Annotated in this window: 22 protein-coding genes; 12 read left to right on the top strand and 10 right to left on the bottom strand. The window is 40.5% G+C overall.

Annotated elements, in window-relative coordinates:
* Positions 1 to 55: 55 nt before the first annotated feature.
* The 5 genes from EHQ64_RS10630 to ileS all read left to right on the top strand — a co-directional run bounded on the left by EHQ64_RS10630 (position 56) and on the right by ileS (position 6,917).
* On the top strand, positions 56 to 535 hold the full coding sequence (locus tag EHQ64_RS10630; RefSeq protein ID WP_135649468.1) for a flavin reductase family protein: 480 nt from the start codon (positions 56 to 58) through the stop codon (positions 533 to 535).
* Between the two features lie 266 nt (positions 536 to 801).
* The gene (locus EHQ64_RS10635; RefSeq protein WP_135649469.1) at positions 802 to 1,164 is read left to right on the top strand and encodes an LA_3696 family protein; all 363 of its coding nucleotides are present in this window, start codon (positions 802 to 804) and stop codon (positions 1,162 to 1,164) included.
* Positions 1,165 to 1,299: 135 nt separating this feature from the next.
* Complete coding sequence (gene purL, locus EHQ64_RS10640; protein ID WP_135649470.1) at positions 1,300 to 3,531, top strand: phosphoribosylformylglycinamidine synthase subunit PurL; 2,232 nt, start codon at positions 1,300 to 1,302, stop codon at positions 3,529 to 3,531.
* On the top strand, positions 3,528 to 4,172 hold the full coding sequence (locus tag EHQ64_RS10645; protein WP_135649471.1) for a leucine-rich repeat domain-containing protein: 645 nt from the start codon (positions 3,528 to 3,530) through the stop codon (positions 4,170 to 4,172). Before purL ends, EHQ64_RS10645 begins: the two co-directional genes overlap by 4 nt.
* 6 nt (positions 4,173 to 4,178) lie before the next feature.
* Positions 4,179 to 6,917 (top strand): isoleucine--tRNA ligase, encoded by a 2,739-nt coding sequence (gene ileS, locus EHQ64_RS10650; protein ID WP_135649472.1) that lies wholly within the window; start codon positions 4,179 to 4,181, stop codon positions 6,915 to 6,917.
* 15 nt (positions 6,918 to 6,932) lie between these two features.
* On the opposite strand, the gene EHQ64_RS10655 is transcribed toward ileS, so the two are convergent.
* The 4 genes from EHQ64_RS10655 to EHQ64_RS10670 form a co-directional block, all read right to left on the bottom strand.
* Complete coding sequence (locus EHQ64_RS10655) at positions 6,933 to 8,015, bottom strand: hypothetical protein (protein ID WP_135649473.1); 1,083 nt, start codon at positions 8,013 to 8,015, stop codon at positions 6,933 to 6,935.
* Between the two features lie 106 nt (positions 8,016 to 8,121).
* Complete coding sequence (locus EHQ64_RS10660) at positions 8,122 to 8,808, bottom strand: DUF1003 domain-containing protein (RefSeq protein ID WP_135649474.1); 687 nt, start codon at positions 8,806 to 8,808, stop codon at positions 8,122 to 8,124.
* A gap of 148 nt (positions 8,809 to 8,956) precedes the next feature.
* On the bottom strand, positions 8,957 to 9,661 hold the full coding sequence (locus tag EHQ64_RS10665) for an LA_1326/LA_4305 family lipoprotein (RefSeq protein WP_246048708.1): 705 nt from the start codon (positions 9,659 to 9,661) through the stop codon (positions 8,957 to 8,959).
* 97 nt (positions 9,662 to 9,758) lie between these two features.
* A complete protein-coding gene (locus tag EHQ64_RS10670) occupies positions 9,759 to 10,121 on the bottom strand; it encodes an STAS domain-containing protein (RefSeq protein WP_135649476.1) in 363 nt (120 codons plus the stop codon).
* A gap of 113 nt (positions 10,122 to 10,234) precedes the next feature.
* On the opposite strand from EHQ64_RS10670, the gene EHQ64_RS10675 reads away from it, so the two are divergent.
* The 4 genes from EHQ64_RS10675 to EHQ64_RS10690 all read left to right on the top strand — a co-directional run bounded on the left by EHQ64_RS10675 (position 10,235) and on the right by EHQ64_RS10690 (position 14,782).
* A complete protein-coding gene (locus tag EHQ64_RS10675) occupies positions 10,235 to 12,058 on the top strand; it encodes a hypothetical protein (protein WP_135649477.1) in 1,824 nt (607 codons plus the stop codon).
* A 21-nt stretch (positions 12,059 to 12,079) separates the two neighbouring features.
* Positions 12,080 to 12,796 carry an amidohydrolase gene (locus tag EHQ64_RS10680; protein WP_135649478.1) on the top strand — a complete coding sequence of 239 codons (717 nt, stop codon included), beginning with the start codon at positions 12,080 to 12,082 and terminating at the stop codon, positions 12,794 to 12,796.
* 136 nt (positions 12,797 to 12,932) lie between these two features.
* Positions 12,933 to 13,244 (top strand): DUF485 domain-containing protein, encoded by a 312-nt coding sequence (locus tag EHQ64_RS10685; RefSeq protein WP_135649479.1) that lies wholly within the window; start codon positions 12,933 to 12,935, stop codon positions 13,242 to 13,244.
* Positions 13,244 to 14,782, top strand: coding sequence for a sodium:solute symporter family transporter (locus tag EHQ64_RS10690; RefSeq protein WP_135649480.1), 1,539 nt, complete (start codon positions 13,244 to 13,246; stop codon positions 14,780 to 14,782). The genes EHQ64_RS10685 and EHQ64_RS10690 overlap by 1 nt, the downstream gene beginning before the upstream one ends.
* A gap of 27 nt (positions 14,783 to 14,809) precedes the next feature.
* On the opposite strand, the gene EHQ64_RS10695 is transcribed toward EHQ64_RS10690, so the two are convergent.
* Genes EHQ64_RS10695 through EHQ64_RS10715 form a run of 5 tightly spaced genes read right to left on the bottom strand, consistent with a single transcriptional unit; the run spans position 14,810 to position 19,742 of the window.
* On the bottom strand, positions 14,810 to 15,907 hold the full coding sequence (locus tag EHQ64_RS10695) for an AI-2E family transporter (RefSeq protein ID WP_135649481.1): 1,098 nt from the start codon (positions 15,905 to 15,907) through the stop codon (positions 14,810 to 14,812).
* On the bottom strand, positions 15,900 to 16,427 hold the full coding sequence (locus EHQ64_RS10700) for a cyclic nucleotide-binding domain-containing protein (RefSeq protein WP_135649482.1): 528 nt from the start codon (positions 16,425 to 16,427) through the stop codon (positions 15,900 to 15,902). Before EHQ64_RS10700 ends, EHQ64_RS10695 begins: the two co-directional genes overlap by 8 nt.
* Positions 16,428 to 16,429: 2 nt before the next feature.
* On the bottom strand, positions 16,430 to 16,987 hold the full coding sequence (locus tag EHQ64_RS10705; RefSeq protein ID WP_135649483.1) for a lipoprotein signal peptidase: 558 nt from the start codon (positions 16,985 to 16,987) through the stop codon (positions 16,430 to 16,432).
* Positions 16,984 to 18,687 (bottom strand): ABC1 kinase family protein, encoded by a 1,704-nt coding sequence (locus EHQ64_RS10710; protein WP_135649484.1) that lies wholly within the window; start codon positions 18,685 to 18,687, stop codon positions 16,984 to 16,986. Before EHQ64_RS10710 ends, EHQ64_RS10705 begins: the two co-directional genes overlap by 4 nt.
* A gap of 5 nt (positions 18,688 to 18,692) precedes the next feature.
* Positions 18,693 to 19,742, bottom strand: coding sequence for a Gfo/Idh/MocA family protein (locus EHQ64_RS10715; protein ID WP_135649485.1), 1,050 nt, complete (start codon positions 19,740 to 19,742; stop codon positions 18,693 to 18,695).
* A gap of 92 nt (positions 19,743 to 19,834) precedes the next feature.
* Between EHQ64_RS10715 and EHQ64_RS10720 the strand changes: the two genes are divergently transcribed.
* From EHQ64_RS10720 to EHQ64_RS10730, 3 genes are all read left to right on the top strand, one after another.
* Positions 19,835 to 21,232 carry a UDP-N-acetylmuramoyl-tripeptide--D-alanyl-D-alanine ligase gene (locus EHQ64_RS10720; protein WP_135649486.1) on the top strand — a complete coding sequence of 466 codons (1,398 nt, stop codon included), beginning with the start codon at positions 19,835 to 19,837 and terminating at the stop codon, positions 21,230 to 21,232.
* Between the two features lie 63 nt (positions 21,233 to 21,295).
* A complete protein-coding gene (gene purE / locus EHQ64_RS10725) occupies positions 21,296 to 21,784 on the top strand; it encodes a 5-(carboxyamino)imidazole ribonucleotide mutase (protein ID WP_135649487.1) in 489 nt (162 codons plus the stop codon).
* The gene (locus tag EHQ64_RS10730; protein WP_135649488.1) at positions 21,781 to 22,899 is read left to right on the top strand and encodes a 5-(carboxyamino)imidazole ribonucleotide synthase; all 1,119 of its coding nucleotides are present in this window, start codon (positions 21,781 to 21,783) and stop codon (positions 22,897 to 22,899) included. The genes purE and EHQ64_RS10730 overlap by 4 nt, the downstream gene beginning before the upstream one ends.
* 11 nt (positions 22,900 to 22,910) lie before the next feature.
* Here the strand turns inward: EHQ64_RS10730 and EHQ64_RS10735 are convergent, their stop codons facing one another.
* Positions 22,911 to 24,947, bottom strand: a complete 2,037-nt coding sequence (locus EHQ64_RS10735; protein ID WP_135649489.1) for an acyltransferase family protein — start codon at positions 24,945 to 24,947, stop codon at positions 22,911 to 22,913.
* Between the last annotated feature and the right edge of the window lie 90 nt (positions 24,948 to 25,037).

Below are 25,037 nucleotides of genomic sequence, written 5' to 3' on the forward strand. Positions count from 1 at the left end.
AATTTTACGCCAATTCCACTTTACAAATCCGGATGAAAAAAGGATCTATTTTCCTATGTCATTCAGTACGGACGAATTTAAAAATTCTCTTTCTCATTTTGCATCCGGAGTAACGGTTGTGACTTTTTCGGATACAACAAGAGCGGGAGGTTTAACTGTAAGTAGTTTTAGTGCCCTTTCTATGGATCCTCCTTTGGTGCTTTTTAGTATCCAAAAACAAATTACAAGTCATGATCCTTTACTTGCTTCCGGATTATTTACTGTGAATATTTTAGCTTCCGATCAGGAAGAATTATCCAACCAATTTGCATCCGGAAAAATTGATAAACACGAATTGATCCAAAAACTTGCATGCGATCTAGGTCATAATGGAGTTCCTTATTTAAATGGAGCCTTGGCAAGGATCGAATGCGAATTGGAAAAACAAGTGGATGGAGGAGATCATACGATCGTTATCGGAAGGGTCATATTCGCGACTTCCGAAAATTCCAAAAGACCACTTCTATATTATCGCAGAGGTTATCATAGCATCTGAATAGGAAGGGTTTTTACCCTTCTTCTTCCCGCTAATCACTTTAAATAAATACGATATTAAAGTTAACTGCCCTTTCTGCCTTTCCGGCAATTACAAATGCAATAATAAAAAATAGAAAAAGAACGCGGAATCTGGATTCTAAATTCATAATATAAATTGGTTCGATAAAAAAGCGAAAGGAATAGTAAAAAAAACGTAAGCAGATTGGAAAGATCCTGACCTGAAAAGGGAAGAAGCGGTTGCAAAGGCTTCGAAAGGAGAATACAATGGGCTTAGAATTGGTTCCGAAACCATCAAAAATACTGCGAGATGCCTTAGGCGACGAAGTATCGGATGCGTTAATAGAATTCATTCAGGATTCACAACGATTTGGAAATAAGACAATGATCGAACTTTCAACGGAAAAATATGAACGAAGATTGGCCGAGGAAACCGGAAAACTTAGAGTGGAAATCGCAGAGTTAAGAGCGGAGATGCATGCCGGTTTCGGAGGAGTTCAAGAACAGTTTAAGGATGTTTACAAGGCGATCTTTCAGGTCCAGGAATCTGTGCAGACCCAGACCAAATGGATTGTGGCATCTGTATTTGGGGCGGTCCCTTTCTATATAGCCTTATATAAACTGCTTTAAATAAAGACCTTAGAAACTTCAAGTTCCAGGTCCCAATCTTACAGGCGATAATGTAGGATAGAATCCGGAACCGAAGTGGAATCTTTGCCCTAAAATAGTTTTCAGTGGGGGCCAAGCCCGAAAAACTGGTCCCTAATGGAAAAAGAATCCGTCTCCCTCCAAGACGCTCTCGAACACGGTCTTACCTCAGAAGAATTTAGCAAAATCCAGGAAATCCTAGGAAGAGTTCCTAACTCTACTGAACTAGGGATTTTCTCTGCAATGTGGTCAGAACATTGCTCTTATAAAAATTCTATCCTACAATTAAAAACTCTTCCTACAAAATCGGACAAACTTTTGGCCCAAGCGGGCGAAGAGAATGCCGGGGCCATGGATATTGGCCAAGGACTCGCAGTTGTTTTCAAGATCGAAAGCCATAATCACCCTACCGCAGTAGAACCTTACCAAGGAGCAGCAACAGGTGTGGGTGGGATCATGAGAGATATATTCACGATGGGTGCAAGACCGATCGTTTCATTAAATTCTCTAAGATTCGGAAATCCTGACGAACCCAGAAATAAATATCTATTATCCAGAGCGGTAAAAGGGATCGGAGATTATGGGAACTCCTTAGGAATAGCAGTCTCCGGCGGAGAATTATTTATAGATGAATGTTTTTCCAAAAACCCTTTAGTAAATGCAATGACGGTCGGAATCGTTCGACACGATCAAATGGCAAGCGCAACTACCGGAGGAAAAGTAGGTAACGCTGTATTTATCGTAGGATCTACTACAGGAAGGGACGGAATTCACGGAGCTTCCTTTGCATCCAAAGATCTTACAAAAGAATCCGAATCTAAACGTTCTGCAGTTCAAGTAGGCGACCCGTTCATGGAGAAGTTGTTAATGGAAGCTTCTTTAGAAGCGATCCAGAAAAAACTTTTGATCGGGATCCAGGATATGGGAGCAGCCGGAATTTCTTGTGCAACTTCAGAGATGAGCGCCAAAGGTAAGTCCGGAATGAAGATCAATTTAGATCTGGTCCCTTTCCGAGAAACCGAAATGAATGCTTATGAAGCGATGTTATCCGAAAGCCAAGAGAGAATGTTGGTAATCCCACAAAAGGGAAAAGAGGAAGAACTCGTAGCTATATTCAAAAAATGGAATCTAAACGCAGTCCAGATCGGAGAAGTGACCGATACCGGTTTATTAGAAGTTTATAAAGATGGAAAACTAAAAGCAAAGATCCCGGCTGATACATTGGTATTAGGAGGAGGAGCTCCAAGATACGTAAGAGAAACGAAACGTCCAGCTTACTTGGATCAGGTTTCTTCTTGGACACCTGAATCTACCGGCGATATTTCAGAAAGTTCCGCTACGGAAAAACTTCTAAAACTTTTAGGTTCTTGGAATATCTCCTCGCGTAAACCAATCATAGAACAATACGATACTGAAGTAGGTTTAGTAAAACTGATCGGCCCCGGCGCTGACGGAGGCCTCTCCGCAATTCCTGAAACGGATATGGCCTTAGCTACCGCAACTGATTGCAATTCCAGATTCACATATCTGGATCCTTATTGGGGAGCTGCTCTTGCCGTTTGTGAAGCCGCAAGAAACGTTGCAGTTACCGGCGCTGAGCCTTTAGGGGTCACAAACAACCTGAATTTTGCAAATCCGTATATTCCGGAAAACTATTATATGTTTTCTGAATGTGTAAGAGGAATGGGAGATGCTTGCAGATTTTTAGGACTTCCTGTTACAGGGGGGAATGTATCCTTCTATAATGAATCTCCGGAAGGTCCGATCTTCCCTACTCCTACCATAGGTATGGTCGGGATCTTGGATAAAAGGAAAGAAGCAATTTGGCATTTTCCTAAAAAAGCAGGACTATCCTTAGCATTGATCGGAAAATTCAAACCCAGCCTTGGAGGAAGTGAATATCAAAAAACTTTTTCCAAAACAGTACAAGGGAAAATTCCTCAATTCGAACTTGCGGATGAAAAGTCTTTATTAGAATTATTAGTGTCTCTTAGAAAAGGAGGAAAACTTTCCTTTGCCAAAGACCTTTCTTTAGGCGGCATCTCGATCTCATTAGCAAAAATTGTTTTGTTATCAGGGCTTGGGATCAAAGCAAACCTAAAAGGGTTAAAACAAACCAGGAACGATCTTACTCTTTTCGGAGAGACTGCGACCTCAGTTCTAATCGGATACGAAAAAGGTGACGAAGACAGTATCGCCAAATTAGTAAAGGACAAAGGATTAGATCTGATCTCAGTAGGAACAGTAGAATCCGAACCAAAACTGATCGTAGAAGATTACGGAATTTCAATCGGTTTAGAACAATTAAGATCGGTTTATGAATCCGGTTTAGAAGAGGTATTTAGATGAGAACTTTTCAAAAATTCGGACACCTTCTCGCATTTTCATTATTAGTCTTCGTATTTTCACATTGCAGAAAACCTGCTTCCGAGGTTTTGGAAACGGCTTCTCGCAATCCGTCCAGCATTGAAAAACTAGATCTGGGCTTAGGAAAACTTGGAACGATCCCCCCAACACTTTTCAATTTTCCAAATCTGAAATGGTTGGATCTAAGAATGAACGAGCTTACTTCCTTACCTGAAAACTCAGGAGACTGGAGTAATTTAGAACATTTGAATATATACGGGAATGATATAGAAAAACTTCCCGCTTCAATATCTAAACTTTCCAAACTTAGATTTTTCTTCGCAGGAAACAACGATTTCGAAAATATACCTTCAGAGTTAACCGGAACTCCGATAGAAGCCATTTATTTGGATTCAAATAAAATAGAGCTCAAAGAATCAGATGTAGATATCCTAATGGGATTTCAGAAATTGGAAATATTGGATCTAGCGAGAAACAGAAAGATCGCATCCTTTCCTAAAAATTTAGGATTTTTAGCGACTCACCCTAAACTTAGACTATTGATCCTGAAAGAAACAGGGCTAAAACCTTCTCAGATAGAATCCGCAAGAAAACTTCTCCCAAAAGTGAAGATAGAATTTTAATCCATTATGAAAGAAGAAGATAAGAAGAATCCATATTCAAATACCGTAATACTCCCTCAGACAGACTTTCCTATGAAAGCGGGGCTCTCCACGAGAGAACCGGATCAGATCAAAACCTGGCATTCGGATAAGATCCTGCGTAAGATGCAGGAAAAAAGAAAAGGTCGTCCTGAATTTATCCTTCATGACGGGCCTCCATACGCAAACGGTAACTTTCATACAGGGCATGCTTTAAATAAGATCCTAAAGGATATGATCGTTAAGTCCAAATTTTTTGCAGGCTATTATACTGATATGATCCCTGGCTGGGATTGTCATGGACTTCCGATCGAAGTACAGGTCCTCAAAAACTTGGGGAAAAAAGCGAGAGAGATCGGTCCCGAAGAATTAAGAAAACTTTGTAGAGAATACGCAGAACAATTCGTAGGAAAACAAGGCCAGGATCTTTCCCGCTTCCTTTGTTTTTGGGAAGAAGGAAAAATTTACAAGACCATGAGCCCGGACTTCGAAGCGAAGATCGTGGAAGTTTTCGGAGATCTATTCGAAAAAGGTTATGTATATCGGGGAAAAAAACCTGTTTATTGGTGTATCGAACTGGCGACTGCACACGCAGAAGCGGAAATCGAATACTATCCTCATAAATCTCCTTCTATTTATGTAAAATTCCCTGTAAAAGGACAGGAAGGGAAATACTGTCTGATCTGGACGACAACTCCTTGGACACTTCCTGCTAACCTAGCGATCAGCTTTAATCCAAAATTCTCTTATTCATTCTATTCTACTCCTAGCGGAGACGAGTTACTGATCGCGGACGGATTAAAAGAAGCGGTGGAAAAAGCTGCAGAAATTCAACTTACCAAAAAGGAATCTGTATCTAAAGAGTCCCTTGCTAAGATGTTGTTCCGACATCCTTTCTTGGACCAAGACTCCATTCCTTTATTCGGAGAACATGTTACTCTGGATGCAGGAACAGGAGCCGTCCATACTGCACCTGGTCACGGTCAAGACGACTATAAAGTAGGTTTGGCTGCAGGATTGGAACCATATTCTCCTGTAGATGATTACGGTAGATATACGGATGAATTTCCGATGATGAAAGGGATCAAGGTTTGGGATGCGAACCCTAAGATCGTTGAACTCTTAAGAGAAAAAAATCTATTAGTCCATTACTCAGAGTTCGAACATAGTTATCCTCATAGTTGGAGAAGTAAAAAACCACTGATCTTCAGAGCGACTCCACAATGGTTTTTCCAAATTGATTATAAAGAATTAAGGGAAAAATCTTTAGAGGCAATCGATAAGGTAAGCTGGATCCCGAACTGGGGTATCTCCAGGATCCGATCCATGGTGGAAACAAGACCTGACTGGTGTCTTTCCAGACAAAGGAATTGGGGAGTTCCGATCCCAGCATTTACTTGCGAAAATTGTAATGAAACACATCTAGATGCAAAATCCGTAAAATTCTTCACTGATCTAGTCAGAACAAAAGGGATAGAGATCTGGTATAGCGAGCCTGCAGAAACATTATTACCTTCTGATACAAAATGTTCCAAATGTGGATCCTCTTCTTTCAGAAAAGGCAAAGACATCCTGGACGTTTGGTTCGACTCAGGGGTTTCTAATTTTGCGGTTTTAAAAGACAGAGGCAATGAACCTCCTGCAGATCTTTATTTGGAAGGTTCGGACCAACATAGAGGTTGGTTTCAATCCAGCCTTTGGCCTTCTATGGCATTACGCGGAATTCCTCCTTATAAATCCGTACTAACTCATGGTTACGTATTGGATGAGCAAGGAAGAGCGATGTCCAAATCCCTTGGGAACGGGATCGATCCTACGACGGATATCATCAATGTATATGGTGCGGATATTCTAAGACTTTGGGTAAGCTCCCAGGATTTCAGGGATGATGTTCGAGTCGGAAAAGACGGACTTAAGATCATCGCTGATAATTATAGAAAGATCAGAAATACATTCAGATATCTTCTTGGAAATCTTGCGGGACATTCTTCCGATCAAAATGTAGCAGCTTCCGAATTGGAAGAGGTAGATAAATACTATCTGTCTAAACTCGCACAACTTGCAGAAGAGTTAAAAAACCATTACGAAAATTACCAGTTCCACCAAGTATATCAGAAACTCCTCCTATTCTGCACCGTAACCTTGTCCCAGGATTATTTCGAAATGATCCGGGATAGAATGTACTGTGATCGTAGAGATTCTAAAACCAGAAGATCTTCTAGCACAGCATTGCAGATCGTGTTGGAAACTCTTTGTATCTTCTCCGCTCCTATCTTAAGTTTCACCTCTGAAGAAGTTTGGAAAGAGAACGGCAAAAAAGAATCCGTATTTACGGAAGAATTTCCGGACCTTTCTTCCTACAGAAACAAAGACCTAGAAACTAAGTTTGAAAACGCATTATTAGCGAGAGAAACAGTGCATAAGTCTTTGGAACTTGCAAGACAAGCCGGAAAGTTAGGAAAGTCCTTGGAAGCCGCAGTAGAGATCTCTTCTACAAATGAGAAGAAGATCCAAGGAGATTTTTCGGTAGAAGGTTTGGAACTGATATTTACTGTTTCGCAAGTTGGATTCGATAAAACGGATCGTGAACTTTTGTCCGAATATTCAGACGATCATTTCTTTGTTAGAGTAGTAAAACCTAAAGAAGAAGAATGCCCTCGTTGCTGGAGACATCCTGCGGAAGAAAGAAAAGACGGTCTCTGTAAACGTTGCGCTGCGGCGATTTAAGTTCCTAAAAAAATTTCAGTCCGAAGAAACCGTAAATTCGGACTCGGACTGAAATGATTCTATCTTATCCCAGATCTCTTCAAAATAATCGCTTTGGTCCAATTCCCAAATTTCTCTTTGCATTCCTATAGAATAGAATTCCGGAACTAAATCGTCCAGTTCCGATCTGAAGAAAGAATCTTTGGACCTTAAAAAAGCCTCTTTCTCTTTTCTTAAAACGAGTATCGGTTTTATCTTTTTCCAGCGTCCCGAATACGCCAAAGGCCCCCAGGCCAAAGAGAATAAGATCCCATTCAATAAAAATAATATATAATCCGAGATCCTTAAACGGATCACACCATTCTGTAGACTTGAGAAGATCACAAGAAAGAAGACCGGAACATTGGATAAAAACCAATCCACGATATATCCTGATCTATTATACTTTCTAAAGAAATAAAGTCCCGAATTTCTTTTGGAGGCGAAAAATCCAATCATCAATTGTAAAAATCCGAGTGCGATCAGCATGTCGTATACATCCCATTCTTCCGAATCCATCTCTCGATGAAGTCCCCAAGAATAAAAAATCGGAAAGATCGAATAACATACAAAACAAGTAAATCCGAAGGAAGACAGAAAAAGTAAAATAGAACCGAAATTGATCTCTGAAGGTTCATAACTGGGATTTTTGGAATAAAAATCATCTTGAAACGGAGTTACAACAGAAGATCGAAAAGAGAAGTCTTTGTTTTTTTCGGAATAATATGAGTGAAGCTCTTTGCCTGTAATACTATCACGATCTTCGATCAAACATTGATCAATCCAGGCTCTTTCAGCATTAGACAATCGTTCTCTCGGAACAAGTAGCTCCAGTCTTGTAGAATCTTCTTCCTTTCCGATCCGTTCAAATTGGATCTTTTCATCTCGGATCATTTGATACAGAATGACCTGATGTGGATTTTCATTTGCGAGAATGGAAATATCTTCCGGAGAAAGTAACCGGATATCTTTTACACCCTCTCCCTCCGGCAAACGAAACCATCCTGCAATGTATAAAATTTTCGCTAAAACGAAATGGGATAAAAAGGAAACGATAAGGAAGAGAATGAATAGGATCATACGTCGGATTGTAAAAAATAATTTCCAATCTTAAAAAGAAAAGATCTTTCTATGGGACTAAACAATATGATCTTTATTTAAATTTTTTCGATTAAAATAGAAATACCTACTTCCGATTTCCTAAGATCTGCATCATCTGCATTTGGATTTGTTGGATCTCAGTCAACCTTCTCCATTGGTTTTTGAGAATATGATCTATTTTTTCATGAAGATGTCGGATCTCCAACTCTGCCTTTAAGTTGATCTTATAATCCATTTCGGAACGAGCTCTGTCCTTTGCTTCCTGTCTATTCTGGCTCATCATAATAATGGGAGCTTGGATCGCAGCCAATGTGGATAATAATAAGTTCAGAAGAATAAATGGATAAGGATCAAATTTCCAAATGGAAGAGATCACATTCAAACCGATCCATAAAGCCATTCCGGACCCGAAGAGGATAATGAATGTCCAACTTCCCCCGAAATCCGCTACCTTATCTGCGATCCTTTGTCCGAATGTAAGTCCTGATTGGAAAGTTTGGTTGATATCTTCCGAGATCAATTCCTGATTTTCCAAACTGTTCTTCACTTCCTCTTCCAATGAAGTTAATTCGGAAGTTTCTTTTTGGATCATACTCTGGATATACTTCATCGTTGCAAGATTCAGCTCTCCGAGTGAGATCATTTTACTATCTTTTCTAAATCTAGGGTCTTTCTGTATCAGCTCTAAAATTTCAGGATTAATGTATTCGAAAGAAATCAGGTCTTTAGGATCTTCTATATTAGGATTCAAACAGCAGGATTCTGAGCTCATACCGGAATTCTGAAAAGGCAGGACAAGGCTTCAAGTCTTTAATTAGGATCCGAAAGACCTTTCAAATCTTTCGGTAGAAAATAAAAAACCCCGCTTATTCGCGAGGTTTCTCCATGGAATATTTACTATTTGTAATATTCGTTTTGAATTAAGGGCGATCGTTCTCGTCTGTAAGTTTGACCGGCTGGTATTGTTTTCTAGGAAGGAACTTATATTTACTTGGGTTTTTCATATCGAAAACGACCCATTTGCGAAGAGGAAGTCCATCTACCTGGCCAAAATCCACATTCTCCCCTTCCGAAATCTCGGTCCCATCAGAGCCGTGAGTCAGACGGATCTTTTCTATCCTTGTCCAACGATCAAAATCAAGAGCAGCATCTCTGTCCACAAGCTCCCTTTTGATACGACCGAATAATAGATTGATCCTTCCTTCTCCTACCCAAAGGATACAACTGGTAACCTCATCGAATGAAATAACCGATTGTGTATCATCATACTTGGAAATGATCAGAAGTAATTTATCTTTTGGAAGGTTCTTAAGAGCGAAAGGAAGATCTCTCGCAAGCAGATCCAATTCATGATCGGAAAAAACGAAATCCGAGAAATACCCAACGGAAGAACGTTTAGAATATCTTAAATTTCCAAAATAATCCTTTATTTTTGCCTGATCCAATTGGACCGGATGTTCCAGCGCAGAAGAGTTTTTTAAGACCTTATCAAAATCGGAAAGGTCCGAGATATCGATCGTAAAGAATCCCATTCCTTCCGAACGGAACATTCTATCCTTAAAGAAATAAGGATAACATCCCGAAAAACTAATCGTTGTTAGAAGCACTAAGGAGATTCGGACCATTCTCCCCTTTATAAGATCAAGGATTGAAAAACTCATTACAGGACTCTTGCCGGATAGATTCATCTATTTGTTGGAACTTTTTAGAAGAGTTTCCGGTTCATTCTACTGCCAGAAATTCCCGAAAGTCGGGGTATTTCTCCAGAAATTCTTCGATCGTGTACAGATTTACAATTCTATCTAGACCGGAAAGCCTAAAAACAGAATGTAGGGACTTATTTAGACCGAATATATTTACTGTGCCTCGATGATCCCGGATTTGGTTTCGGACTTTGATAATGATCCCGATCCCAGAGGAGTCTATAAATTTTACAAGGCCCAAATGGAAACTGACTACGGGAGGATATCCTTCCCGTACACTTTCCTCGAATTCCAGATAAAAGTCCCGGGAATTATCCATCAAGATATCCTCCTGGACCGAAAGTACCAGGTGATTTTCTCGGGAGAGACTTTTAAGAATCATGGGAAAATAACAGGCCCGGGAATTCGAAGTATGTCAAGAAATAAGTATCTTTGTTGATTTATTTCGCCAGAAAGCCAAGATACAATCAGAGCGGTTTCCAAGGGATCCAGTGCATGTCCGAATTCGATAAAACCAGAAAAAGTATCGGTGCTAATAACCTAGACGACAAAGCCAGGCGGGAAATGTTCGACAAGTTCCAGTCCGCCGGTGGAAAGGTCGTCTCCGACAAGGATAAAAAAAGGGAAGAAGCTCTTCGTAAACAGAAAGAGCAACCTCAAATTCGCCAGGGCGATAGAAGCCAAGCCGGAGGAAGAGACCCTAGACAAAATCAATCGTCAAGATCTAATAAAGTTCCTACAAAGCAGGCCGCTCCAAAGCCGAACCAATTTATGGATCGAAAAGCTTTGGAAGACGAGATGGGAAATTTTTTCAACAAAATGGCTGTCCGCTTCAAATGTTGGATCTCTCGCGTAACGTCTTTTTCTTCCAGCGATCTATTACCTGCGTTCATGTCTGAATTGAATATCGCGGGTAAAAAAGCGCTTCTAGAGATGAATTTTGTAGGCAACGATCTTTTGGGTAATCCTGCTTACGCCGCTAAGATCGCAAAAGAATTGGATACTCAAAATCCTCTGTATATCGAACTTTTAGGAAGAATGCATAAAGTTTACGATAATGTGGAATTAAACCAGCTTCTAGAAGGGCATAACGCAGCGCCCGATCTTCCTATTTCGATCTCAAGAGTAAGACAGCCGATCTATTCTATTTTCAAAAAGCTATATTACATGTATCCATTCCAAGGATCTTACGTAAAAGCCGTCTCCTTGGGTTATCAGGCTCTGGAAAAACTGGAAGGAAAGCCTGCTTCCGTTTATAACACGAAACGAAAGAGAGCCCTTCAAGAGTTCGATGTACTTTATGGAACTATTTTCGATAAATTGTATCTTGCAGTTCTAAGGAGCGAGAACAAGAATATTCCCCTTCTCAGCACTTATATGGAAAATGTTCTGGGGATCCTTCCGGAAGAAAAACTCGGCCAAAGAAAGCAGGGCGAAGAGTTAGACGAAATCTCCGGCGGCGCCCATATAGAAGAAGAGGACACCGAAGAAACTCCGGAAGAAAAACCTGTGGATCCGGAAGAGGGCTTAAGCAAAGAGCTCAAATACGGTCTCAAATTGATGAGATCTATTCCTCTAGAACAATTAAGAAAACGTCATGATCCAAGAGGAGAACATGATCTGATCCCTGCAGGAGACAAGGCCCTACTCACTTGGTTATTTTTCAAAGAATTCGATGAAGAATATTCTTTCGTAATGACTACGAAGAAGATCGATCTGAAACCTACGATCGTAGGCGGATCCAAAATGGATTATCGCGAAAAACTGATCGATCTTTACGAGACTACCAGAGCCATCCACGAACAATTTAGGATCTACGACCAATATTATAAAGAACTTGAAAGCCACCTGAAAAATCCGGGTGCAAATTATATCGAAGCATCCAAAAAAACCTCCGCCCTGGAAACAAAAAGAAGCCAACAATCGCGTAACGTTAGAGTTACCGCTAAGGATTTTCTCCAAAAGGGTGCGGAACTTCTTTCCAAATTGATCGCCGATATGAAGGGCAAAAAAGAGATCGTCACCAATATGGAAACTTTGATGACTTTCGACTTGATGGAATCCAAAAAGAGATTGAATAAGAAACCTATAAAACAATGTATTATGGAATCTTATTGTTTTGCTCTCGCATTCTCGGAGCGTCTCGAAAGCGGTGATCTATTCGGAGGAGTTCCGGAATTATCCGCAGAAGAAATGGAGAAAGAATTCGGGATTAAGGTTGCAAGTAGCGCTCCCGAAGGAGAACTTTTGGAGCCCGGAACCGAGTCCAGCGCAGAAGATGAAAATTTCGGCGTAGACCCGTCGATACTTTCCGATTAAATTCTAAGTCGCAGGTAACGAGTGACATCAGTTAAAATTACCCTTTTCCAAAAGGACTTATCTCAACCAGTTTCTCCGGAACAAAGATCTAAACTTTCTAAAGAGAAATCTGATTTTTTGATCCTCCCTCTTTATTTCCCGGGAGGAGGACATGGTTCTCCGGAATCTTTAGCGTCTAGAGCAAAAACATTTTTAGATGAGATTTTTGCGATCTCGGAAGTTTATAAGGGAGCTATTTTTGGCGGAGGAATGTTCCGCAGGGATGAAGAAGGTAAATTAAGATTTTCTATTCCGATCATTCAAAACGTAGTATTGGTAGATTGGTACGATGTGAAGGAATTATCTTCGGAAGATTCTCCCGCGATTCCTGGTTCAGGAGAGGATTCTCTGATCTTAGGCGGATTTAGATTCGGGATCTTTGCCGGAAAAGAGATCCAAAATAATACCAGATTAGAAAAGCTAAAATCCGAAAAGATCAATCTTGCATTTCATTTAGATTCGGTTTCGGATAACGGTACGGATTACTCTCAAGATCTCAAAAATTATGCGGATCTTTCCTCTAAGTATGGGATCTTCCTCATCCGTTCCTCCGGTTACGGTCTTCCTTTCGGTAAAAAGAAAATTGGAAGAAGTCTTCTTTCCACTCCGACCGGAGTTACCTGGAAAGTGGCCGAAACCGAGCAAGAGAAAGAGATCATTAAAACCGTAAACATCAACGGGATCAACGGACTGTTCTAAATTAGCATCCGTTTGTTCAATCGTTTGAACTTCAAAATGATCTCTTCTTCTAATCAAACTAGAAGTATTATTTCTTTTTTCCTTGCCAACCTAGGTTATACTTTTATCCTCCTTCCCTGTTTCGAGGATCTCTTCCATGAAAGTAAAAGCCCATCAGTTAATAGAATCTCCAGAATTCAAAAAACTAGTCCGTGTTAGATGGATTGTAAGTTTTGTTTTATTATTCTTTCTATTCTTGAATTATTACGGATTTATCCTAGTCATCGCCTTAAAAAAGGAATTGGTGACCGAAAGGATAGGAAATTTTGCAAACTACGGACTATACGCAGGAGCCGGCGTGATCGTATTCGCATGGTTTCTTACTTTCATATATGTTTTTTGGGCCAATCGATTCTACGATAAAGAAGTAGATGTTTTAAAATCCAAATTAGAAACGGAGAATCGATAATGGTATCCGCATTGGGACAACCGAACCTTATTTCAATTTCCTTCTTCGTTATTTTTGTGATCCTAACCTTAGGAGTCACTTACTGGGCCGCAAAAAAGACCAAAACCTCCAGCGAATTTTACGCAGCGGGTAGATCCATTACGGGATTTCAGAATGGACTTGCATTGTCCGGAGACTTCATGTCTGCAGCTTCCTTTTTGGGAATTTCAGGTATGGTGGCGTTAAAAGGTTATGACGGTATCATCTATGCAGTCGGCTGGTTAGTGGGTTGGCCTGCGCTCATGTTCCTGCTTGCAGAACCTTTACGTAATTTAGGAAAATATACTTTTGCAGACGTATTAGCATTTCGTTTAAAACAAAAACCGATCCGGATCGTTGCATCGGTCGGAGGGATCTTAGTGACAATCACCTACTCCATCGCTCAGATCGTAGGTTCAGGTAAACTGATCAATCTGATGTTCGGTCTTCCCTATGAACTCGCAGTTTTGATCGTAGGCGGAGTCATGCTTCTATACGTTTTATTCGGGGGAATGATCGCGACAACTTGGGTTCAGATCATAAAAGCCTGTCTTCTTCTTTTCGGAGTCACTTTACTTGTGATCCTGTCTATGGCGAAGTTCGGCTTCAGCTTAGAAAATCTTTTTTCTGCAGTTGAGACTAAGTTCGGAAGAACCGCTTTGGAACCGGGTGGCTTTGCTTCTAGTCCGATCGATTCAATTTCCTTAGGACTCGCATTAATGTTCGGTCTATTAGGATTACCTCATATTCTTATGAGATTTTATACTGTACCGGACGCAAAAGAAGCCAGAAAATCGGTAGCTTATGCAACTAGCTTCATCGGATATTTCTATATCATCATTCCTATCGTAGGATTTGCGGCGGCGGTTTTGATAGGAAGAGAACAGATCGCCGGTATAGACAAGGGCGGGAACATGGCCGCAGCACTTCTTGCGGAATTATTAGGAGGAACTCCTTTCTTAGGATTTATTGCTGCAGTTGCATTCGCCACAATACTTGCGGTAGTTGCAGGTTTAACTTTAGCAGCGGCTTCTACCATATCTCATGATCTTTACTTCAATGTATTTACGGAAGGAAGAGCGACAGAGAAAGAACAGGTATCCGTTGCAAAAAAAGCAACTGTAGTCTTCAGCATTGTGGGAATTCTTTTAGGGATACTATTCAAGGACCAAAACGTTGCATTCATGGTAGGACTTGCATTTGCAATCGCGGCGAGCGGGAATTTCCCCGCATTGATCCTTTCCATTCTTTGGAAAAATTTCAGTACAATTGGAGGAGTTTCCTCTATATTGGTCGGATCAGTATCCGCAACCCTATTTATTATTTTTAGTCCTACGGTTTGGGTAGATGTGTTTAAATTCCAAGAGGCGATCTTTCCTTTGAAAAATCCGGCGATTGCCTCTATGTCCCTGGCATTTTTGAGTGCATTCGTTTTTTCTAAACTATTTCCGGATACAAACGCTATAGAAAGATACGAATCTGAAAAAGTAAGGGTATACTTGGGAGTAGGAGCAGAATAAATCTATATAAGAATAAGCTGCTTTTTTCTAAAGCAGCTTATGGTCTTTCATAGATCTGTACAAGGAAGCAATTGTCACTTTTAGGATCGCAGCTAAAGGAACTGCGACAAGCATTCCAGCGATACCGAGTAAACTTCCTCCGACTGTAACCGCCCCCACCACTATTACGGGGTGAAGAGATACTGCGTCGGAAATGATCACAGGTTGGACAAAGAAATTATCCACAGCCTGAGCGATGAGGATCACAACAAAGATCGCGACCATCAACTCATACATTCCCATTCCATCATTGATAGAGTTCGGGTTAAAAATACCGATCCCTTGGGTCAATGTCATGAACAAAGGAGGAACCATTCCGATGATCGGGCCAAGATATGGAATTGAATTTGCGATCCCCACAAATAACGCGAATATATAAAAATATTTCAAACCGATTATATAAAAACCGATCATTGAGACCGCAGTGATGATTGCACTTTGGATCACTAAACTTCTCAGATAATTCGTGATCTGTTCATTGATCTTTGCTGTAACCATCAATGTCATTTCGAAATAACGATTCGGAACAAGGCTGACTATATTCTTATACACTCCGTTACCGTTCAGCAAAAACAGGAATGCAAACAAAGGAGTGACCACCAAATAACCGATCAATGTTGGTATCACAGACACAAGAGCGTTTACTTGAGTGTGGATCAATTCTGCAGCTTGTTTAACCAATTCTTCCGGACGGATCGTATCTTCCCAACTTGCAGGATAATCGTTGAATCTAAGCTGGAAACCTACGACTAAATATTTGAACTTAGCATCGTCTATATCCTGTTTCCAATTTTTAACGATTGGTTGCAGAGTAGAAACGATTGGAGGCGCAACCTCAGTCGCGATCCAATAGATCGGAAGACAAAGTAAAAAGATCAAGATCGCAACGGATAGGATCCTAGGAATACCTAATGTCTCGAAATAGTTAATTGAACCGTTAAAAATATAAAAAAGGATAAGCGATAAGGCTATCGGCACGATCAAAAGTTGTAAGCCGATTACGAAAAATACGATGGCCGCTCCGACCAAGAAAAAGAAAATTACTCGTATAACGTACGTGGAGAGCGGTTTCGTAGACTCAGGCATTTTTCTGTTTGCCCTTATAATAAGCTTTTTCTAATAATTGGTTCGTCTTTTGGAGCCTTTCCACAACGACACCCGTGAGACTTAAGAGGATCTCGATCCCGATCTTAGGTTTTGTCTCTATGATCTCTTTCAGATCCGGTTGAAAAAATCCAAGAAGTGTAGAAGGTTCCTGAGCGATCGCAGTCGCAGTTCTTCTTTCCTCGGAGAATAAGGATAACTCTCCAAAGAAGGAATGTTGATCTAAATGAGCTAGATCTAGTTCGACTCCGTCTCTTACGGAACGAATGGCGACCTTGCCGTCGAAGATCATATAAAATCCCGCTCCAGCTTCTCCCTGCCTGAAAATTTCCTCTCCCTCGGAATATTGCCTTACATGAACAAGTCTTGCGATCTCGTGTAAGGTCCTTCTTTTCAGTTTTCCGAATACGGAAGTTTCCCGAAGAAAACGCATGATCTCGGGATTAGACGTTCCCTTCTTCTTAACTATTTTTTTCCAGATTGGGAGTTGGAGAAAATTCAAAACTACTTCTTATCCTCTTCGATCTTCATCGTTAATACAAGAATGACGAGCCCTACACTTACGCAGGAATCCGCAAAATTGAAAGCTGGCCATCTTTCTATAAAAAGCCAATTCGGCCAATCGAAGTCTAAGAAATCCACTACTCCGATAAATCTTCCTTCGTAACGATTTTCGATGAACCCGAACTCCGCTCCGATACCTATGATCTTTACAAAAAACTTATCTATAAAATTCCCAAAAGCTCCGGACATTACTAATGCCCAACCGGCAGGATGCCCCAGATCGGAATTTTTCCAACGGTACGCGATAAGCACTAGGATCGCAACTGCGGTTAAGGATAAAGAGGTCCTTGGAAATCCTTGGAACAATCCCATGACGAAACCGGTATTGAAGGTCAGGGTCAAACGAAAGAAATCGCCAAGCAATTCGACTGGGTTATGAGGTCTTAAATATAAAATCGCTATGTATTTGGTTACTAGGTCTATAATAGTTCCGACAATAACGCTTACGATGAATATAGGAGGATAAACCTCTAAGAATTTCTTTTCGAAATATTTCACTGACGATTCCTTTTAGAGCTGAATTTATTTTTGATTACGGATAGAGCAAGGAGGATTCCGAAGAAAACGGAAACTCCGTAAGCTACCATCGCATGGGTTTCGATCCCTTTATCCAATCTATCGGTTCCATAATGGATCCCGAATAATATAAATGCGCTAGATATGATCTGATGACCGAGGGAATACATTCTTTTTGTATGTTGTTCCAGATCGGGTAACTTGTACGCTTGTTTACCCCGATTTAAATTTTTAACTGCCTGTAATAATTCTCCAGGAAGAGAAACTGCCTGACCCCAGATACCACCTTCTTGGACCAAAACCTTCTGCCATTGGTTCTCCCCCTGAAAGACGAGACCCTTAAAAGGTTTTTCGCCGTAGTCTAATACGGTTCTATACGGATCCAAGTTTGCAGTAATTCCAACCAGAAGTCCAAGTACCCTTTCCAAAGGAACAAGAGATGTAGGCAATTGGATCATTCTCAAAAGTCCTCGGAGGCTCGAGTTGATCTCTTTCAAAAATTTCAGATCTTCCGGAGTATGGATCTGCTCGAACTTGATATTCTTAAATGAATCCGTATCGGATAAGAAGCGGGAAAGTTTTTCCATAGAATAACGGACAACTTCTTCCAACTTTTCACGATCCGCCTTTTTAGAAATAATCCCTAATTCATCCAGAGCTTCTATCAAAGCGGGATAATCTTTTGTCATCGCATGAAGTATGATCTTTCTTAAGGCGACGGCCTGGCTAGGTGGGATCTCTCCTACCGCACCAAAATCTATAAAGCAAAGTTTTTCATCCGGAGTATAGATCATATTTCCCGGATGTGGGTCCGCGTGATAGAAACGAAACTCGAACACCATCAGGATATAAGCTCTTATCAAAAGATCAACCGGTCTAGACTTTGCCTGACCTTTTTTCAAACTCCCTGCCTGAGTGATACGGATCCCTTCTATAAACTGAGCGGTTAACACACTTTTACCGCTCCACTCAGGGATCAGCTTAGGAAAAACATAATCCGGCTCTTCCGCAAAATATCTGGCCATTCTGTCCATGGACTCGGCTTCCAAACGAAGATCCGTTTCTCTTCCAACCAACTTCGAAATTTCTTTATGAACCGTTTTAAAATCGAAGCTAACTAAAAAACGATTGATACGTTTTAGGAATTTACGAACTGCTTTTAGATCTTTCTGGATAATATCTTCTATGCCGGGATATAAGATCTTAACTGCGATCTTCTCTCCTTTATATGTGGCGGAATGTACTTGGGCGATAGAAGCGGAAGCAAGAGGAGTCTCGGAAATATCCGGAAAAGTTTCCACAATTTCTTTTCCGAATTCTTTTTTGAATCTTTCTCGGATCTCCGAGAATGGATGAGGAGGAACTCTATCTTGAAGATCCTGTAAAGGTTCGGTAAAACTTTCAGGGAATAGATGGGATAGAGAAGCGAAATATTGACCTAATTTCACATACACTCCTCCCATTTTTAGGAAGAAGTCCCTACATTCCGATCCAAGAGATTTATAAAATTCTAATTCTCTTTCTTCTCTTGTTTTAGAAGAAAGAAATAATCTTACGAATTTATAATACCAGAATAGGGAGAATATTTTTTTCCAAAGGAAGAAGCTCCCTCTATAATATCTGCCTCTCGCAGAATAATTAGGTAATTGATTTCCGTTTGTGGATGGGGAACTTGCGGGCATACGATCTATATTTCCGAAACGGTTCTAATTTCGGCGCCGGTCTTAATACGATGTAAAAGTTCCATGATGTTCCGATTTTCTCCAATATCGCCGGTGATCCTTTCCGATTTTCCCGTGAGAACGTTTCGTATTTCTTTATATAAGTTCATAAACGGGTTCGGTCCGAGGAATGATTTTTCGGGAAATGAGACTTCCGTCAAACTATTAAATCCTTTGTACTTCTTAGAAGGTTTGGAATGAAAAAGCCTCATCCCATCATTGGAGAGAAGGATCCGAGCCTCTTCGGTCATAATATCTATCTCAAATTGAAAATACTTACGAGCTCCGCCTGCTTCTAAAAAAACCACAGGCCCGGACTTATATTCTAAGAACGCAAGAGCCCGATCTTCTATCGGTATCCCCTTTCGTCTGGTCAAAGAAGAACGTATTCTGTCCGGTTTTCCCAAGAACCAATAGATCAAATCGACCGCATGAGTTCCGTCATGAAATAAGGGCCCGGTCCTTCCTTGAAAAGCCCGACCAGGCGCGAGCGCAGAAGTAAGAACGGAAGCTCGGATCGTTCTAACCGGACCAAACTTTTCCGAATCTATAACTTCCTTAGCCCATGCATATTTTGGATGATACCTTCTCTCATGATTCACCCAGATACGAACTCCTTTCTTACGCGAGAGTTTTTCTAGATCCTTTGCTTGCAGATAAGTCTCGCATACAGGCTTTTCAATGAGTAAGTTTTTGGTTCCCCTTTCTATCCATTCAACTGCGTTTCTATAATGATTTTCGGAAGGACTTGCGATGACTGCAATATCCGGAACGGATCTGGAATGGTAACTTTCCCAATCCGGATGCGCGAAATTTTGGGGAAGTTTCCATTGTTGTAGGAACTTCTCTCTTTTATCTGGATGCGGATCGAAGCCTCCTAAGAACTCAAAATTCTTTTTGCCCCAATCGCCGAAAATGACCCCCGAATGAGTACAAGGTTTGTTTCGATAAGGATCCTTTTCTAAAGAAGAGGCAATCCTACCTAAACCAACTAAGACTAGTTTGGATTTTCGCATCCCGCATACTTGAAATCCAGGATAGGAACTATGCAAGAGGAATTTTTAAAAATAGACTGCTTTGTATTTCGCCGGAAGATATATTGGTTCCGATGAAAGCCCCATTTCTATATGATCCGGAAACGATACGAAAGGTATTACAAAGCACATCCGAGTTTTCTTTTCTTAAGGAAGAAGAGATCAAGAGTATCACAACCTCTTCCGGAATGGCCGAACCTGGAACATTATTCGTACCTTTAAGGGGAAATAGGGACGGGCATGAATTTATTTTAGACGCATTGGAAAAAGGCGCTTCTTACTTTTTATGCGAGAAGAACCACCCGATCTTAGAAACACTCTCTTCGGAACAGAAACAAAAAGCGATCCAAGTCAAGGATACATTACTCTCTCTCGGAAAACTTGCGTCTTATCATAGATCTAGATTTAATCCGATCATAATTGCGGTTACCGGATCCAGCGGTAAGACCACCACAAAAGAGATCTTATCTTCTTGCCTTTCCGGTTTAGGAGAAGCGTTACTCGTAACTGAAAAAAATTATAATAATGAGATCGGTGTTCCATTCACACTTTTCGGGATAAACTCAAAAACTAGATACGTAGTATGCGAGATGGGGATGAACCATCTCGGAGAGATCTCCAGACTCACAAAGATGGCAAGGCCGGATTATTCCATCATTACGACGATCGGCACTGCACATATAGAATTATTAGGATCCAGGAAGGGAATTGCAAAAGCTAAGGCTGAAATTTTAGAAGGGATGTTAAAAGGTGGAACATTATTCTATCCCGAGACCGGAGAATATAAGAATTTCCTAAAACGTAAATGTCTTCGTTACGGAATTAAATTTAAATCTATCCCTTTAAAAAGAAGAATAGAGATCCTGGAAACGAATAGAGAAGGTTTTAAGATCTCATTTCTAAACTCCTCTCTGGATTGGAGTTTGCCAGGGATCAAACTGTTAGAGAATCTATCTCTATGCGTTTCCCTATTGGAAGAAGTAGGAGTTCCAACTGAATGGATACAGAATGGGATCCGCAATTTTAGATCTGCCGATAAACGTTTGGATTTCCAAGTAGGACATTATAAAATCCTAAACGACACCTATAACGCAAATAGAGAATCCATGTTCTCTTCCTTAGAAGCATGTTCCCAAATCTCCGGAGAAGATGGATTTTACGCAGTCTTAGGAGACATGAAAGAAGTAGGAAATTATTCCCGAAAATTCCACACCGAGATCGGGATCTTTGCCGCAGGATTAAAGAACTGCAAAGGTGTGTTTTTGTACGGCCCGGACTCTTCTTATACATTAAAAGGTTTTCGCAAAAAAGCAAAACCGGATCTTCCCTCCTTTTCTTTTCCAGGAAATGAAGAAGGGTTAAAAGATCTAGTCGAGACCATCCGCAAAGAAGTTCCGAAAGGTTCTTATCTTTTGGCAAAAGCTTCCAGAGGAATGAAATTAGAAAGAGCCGTCGAAGAATTAAATTCCTAAGCAACACTAATATAGAACATTTTCGGGCTTGCCCGATAATCCGTTTCGAGAGAATTTGCTAGTGTGAAAACGAAAGTCGCAGTCGTAATGGGAAGTAGCTCCGATTGGGAAACCATGAAGGAAGCGGTTCTGATCCTGAAACAATTCGGGATAGAATGTCATCAGGAAATTGTCTCCGCGCATCGTTCTCCAGAACTTTTGTTTGAATTTTCCAAATCAGCAAGATCCAAAGGATTCGAGATCATTATCGCAGGAGCAGGAGGAGCTGCCCATCTTCCAGGAATGATCGCATCTTTGACCACTTTGCCGGTCTTAGGTGTGCCTGTACAAAGTAAAGCGCTCTCCGGTTTGGACAGTTTATTGTCCATCGTCCAAATGCCGGGAGGAGTTCCTGTAGGAACATTAGCGATCGGAACTGCAGGAGCAAAAAACGCAGGCTTACTTGCAGCAAGGATCCTCTCCTTACAAGATGAGAAATTATCCCAAAAATTGGAACAATACAGAAACGATATTAGAGAAGAAGCATTGTCCAAAAATAAAGATCTAATATGAATAAAATTCTAGTTCCCCCATCTCAACTGGGAGTTATGGGATCCGGCCAACTCGGAAGAATGTTCGCCCAAGAAGCGATCACCATGGGTTATCAAGTCGCAGTTTATTCTCCGGAAAGAAATAGTCCCGCATCTCAAGTCGGAGCCGTCGAAACTGTGGCCCCATACGAAGACGAAGAATCCTTAAGAAAATTTTTGGGATCCATCGATGCTCTCACTTTCGAATTCGAGAATATTCCCGGAGGAGAATTAAATTTTATTTCAGAATATTCTAAGAAAAATTCTCTTCCTGTATTTCCAAGCCCGGAATGTATCCGTATCGCACAACATAGGATCCGAGAAAAAACATTATTTTCTAAATTAGGACTTCCTACTGTTCCATTTTATCCGATCACAAACAAGGCGGAAGCGACCGAAGCTGCGAATACTTCAAAATTCCCTGCAGTATTAAAAACTTCTTCGTTCGGATATGACGGAAAAGGACAGACTAAATTTAAGACCAAAGAAGAATTCAGAGCTTGGGTAGGATCCTTAGGACAAGAACCATTGGACTTAATTTTAGAAGAATGGTACGAGTTCGACAAAGAAGGTTCCGTCATTTTAGCCCGCGACCAAAAAGGAAACATTGTATACTTCTCCCCATCCGAGAATATTCATAAAAACCATATTTTGGATCTCACGATACATCCCGGAAACTTTTCAGACTCGGTTAAAAGACAGATGATAGAATCCGCAAAAATTTTAGCGGATGGGATCGATTATGTGGGAGTATTCGGCTTAGAGTTTTTTATCAAAGGAGAAAAGATCGTACTCAACGAATTTGCTCCTAGACCTCATAACTCTGGACATTTTTCTCAAGACGGAGCAAACATTTCCCAGTTCCAATTACAACTCAGATGTCTTACTGGACTTCCATTTCCGAAAGAATTATCCTCTATAACTTCTTCTATGAAAAATATTTTAGGCCAGGATTATCAGCCGGCCTCCGCGAAGTGGATCGAATACCTATCCGATCCTAGATACACTTTGCATCTCTACGGAAAATCGGACCCTAGGCAAGATCGAAAAATGGGTCACTGGAATTTTGTGGGAGAAAATCCGGGCAAAGCTTTTTAATTATAAAGCTCTTATTTCGGATCGTATTTCTCTCCCAACCAGTAAGAACCTTCCAAAGATACATGATGACTATCTCGATATAGTAATTTCCCATCTTTAAGAGCATAACAATACTCGTTGTCACAAATTGGCCTCCAAGCCTCCCAGACTTTCATTCGGGGAAATTCATGCTTGAGCGAATTTACTATTTCATGATATTCTTTATTTCTTTCGTCAAAATCGGCTCGTTTCACACGACAGGATTGTTCTAAATTTTCGAATCCTAAACGGAAAGGCCTTAAAGGAACACAACGTTTCGGATCAAAATCCATTTCTGGGACATCTACTATATAAACGACCTCTTTGCCTGCCAACAGAAGCCTCTTCACTGTGTCACGAAACGCTTGAACAAAGGCTTGTTTCGGATCAGTTATATCCGGTCTATACTGGTATTTTATTCCCTTGAGAGAAGCCTTATCTTCATAATTTGATAAGTTCATATATCTAGGACCGGAACTATTTAAGATGAAAGTTTTGATCTTAGGATCTTTTTCTAAAATTTCCAAAGCGAAATTTTCTTTATCACAAGGCCATTTTTCATTACCGATCATTCCAAAAAACGGCGGGCACCCTCCAGTTCCCATATGCAGCACGTTAGTTCCTTGGTCTTTTAATTTACGGATCAATCCATATGCCAAGGAATTTGCGTGGCTATCTCCTAAAAATGCGGCGACCGGTTCACTATCGGAGGATCCTAATAAGCAATATCTAATATTATCTCCGAATTTCGGCCTGAATTTCTGAATACACGCGTCGTCTTCGATCCGCCAGCCTTCAAAAATTTTTGCGTTCTCCTTATACTCTTTAACTCTCCATTCCCAGCCGTTGCGTTTATAAATATTCTGCCCTATAAATGCGACCGAGAGCAAAAGACCGACTAACACCCATAAAACGGATCTTCCTTCTCGGAAGCGGATCTTCTTCTCTACGAATTGCCAGGTTAAAACAGAAAATAAGATGGATAGGATTACTGCTGTGATCCTCCATCCTTGAGAAGGAGTCCCGCTCTCCAAGATCGTAGCGAAGGAAAGAAGGGGCCAATGCCATAAATATAAAGGAAAACTGATCAAACCAACGAATACCATTGGCTTTGTGCTCAGCAGTTTGCGATTCACAATCCCTTCCGGACCGGCAAATAAGATCAATAAAGAACCAAATACAGGAAGCACCGCCGCAAATCCCGGGAAGGGAGTGAGTTTATTATAAAATAATACTGAGATTAAAATAAATAGAAATCCTAAACTAGAAAAAAGATCCTGAAATCTCTTTTCTCTCAAAAAAGAAAAAGAGAGCCTATATTCGGAAAATTTAAATTTATCAAAGTAGTGTGGAAGCAGATCTCCGAATACTTTTATTTCATTAGTATGAAACCAAGCCAAAATCGCCCCAGCTAACAATTCCCATATTCTAGTATAAGGAAGATAAAATGTATAGATCGGGTTTCTCTGGAACTCGGCAATATTCAGGAAGAAGGATACGACTCCGAAAAAAAGAGTAACAAGGAATAGATTTAGTCTTAATCTCCAACCTATATATAAGAATAAGGGCCAGAATATATAAAACTGCTCCTCTATTCCCAGAGACCAAAGATGTAGCAAAGGTTTCAGCTCAGCCGCTACATTAAAATAATCTGTAAACTCATCAAGAAGAGCAAAATTAGAAAAGAACAAACTACCTGCAAACGTATGTCTCCCTAATTGTTTATATTCTTCTCCCAAAAGGATATAATAACCTAAACCGAGACAAAAAAACAAAACGACAAGCAACGCCGGGAAAATACGTCGTACTCGCCGAACGTAAAATTCGAAAAAATTAAAAGTCCCGCTTTGTAGATTCTTAAAAAGAATACTCGAGATCAAAAAACCGGATATAACGAAAAATACATCGACTCCAACGAAGCCGCCGGTCAGAAACGATGGAAACGCATGGAAGAGAACTACAGATAAAACTGCTACTGCACGTAAGCCGTCCACATCAGGACGATACTTTACCAATTCATTATGTTTCAAACTATCATCCAGCCTAATCTAAAAATCAATCTATCCATTTCTCTTTTTTACGAATGAAACCTTTAAGTATTTAAACTACGCACAGTTATC

The organism is Leptospira sarikeiensis, assembly GCF_004769615.1.
GTDB lineage: Bacteria > Spirochaetota > Leptospiria > Leptospirales > Leptospiraceae > Leptospira_B > Leptospira_B sarikeiensis.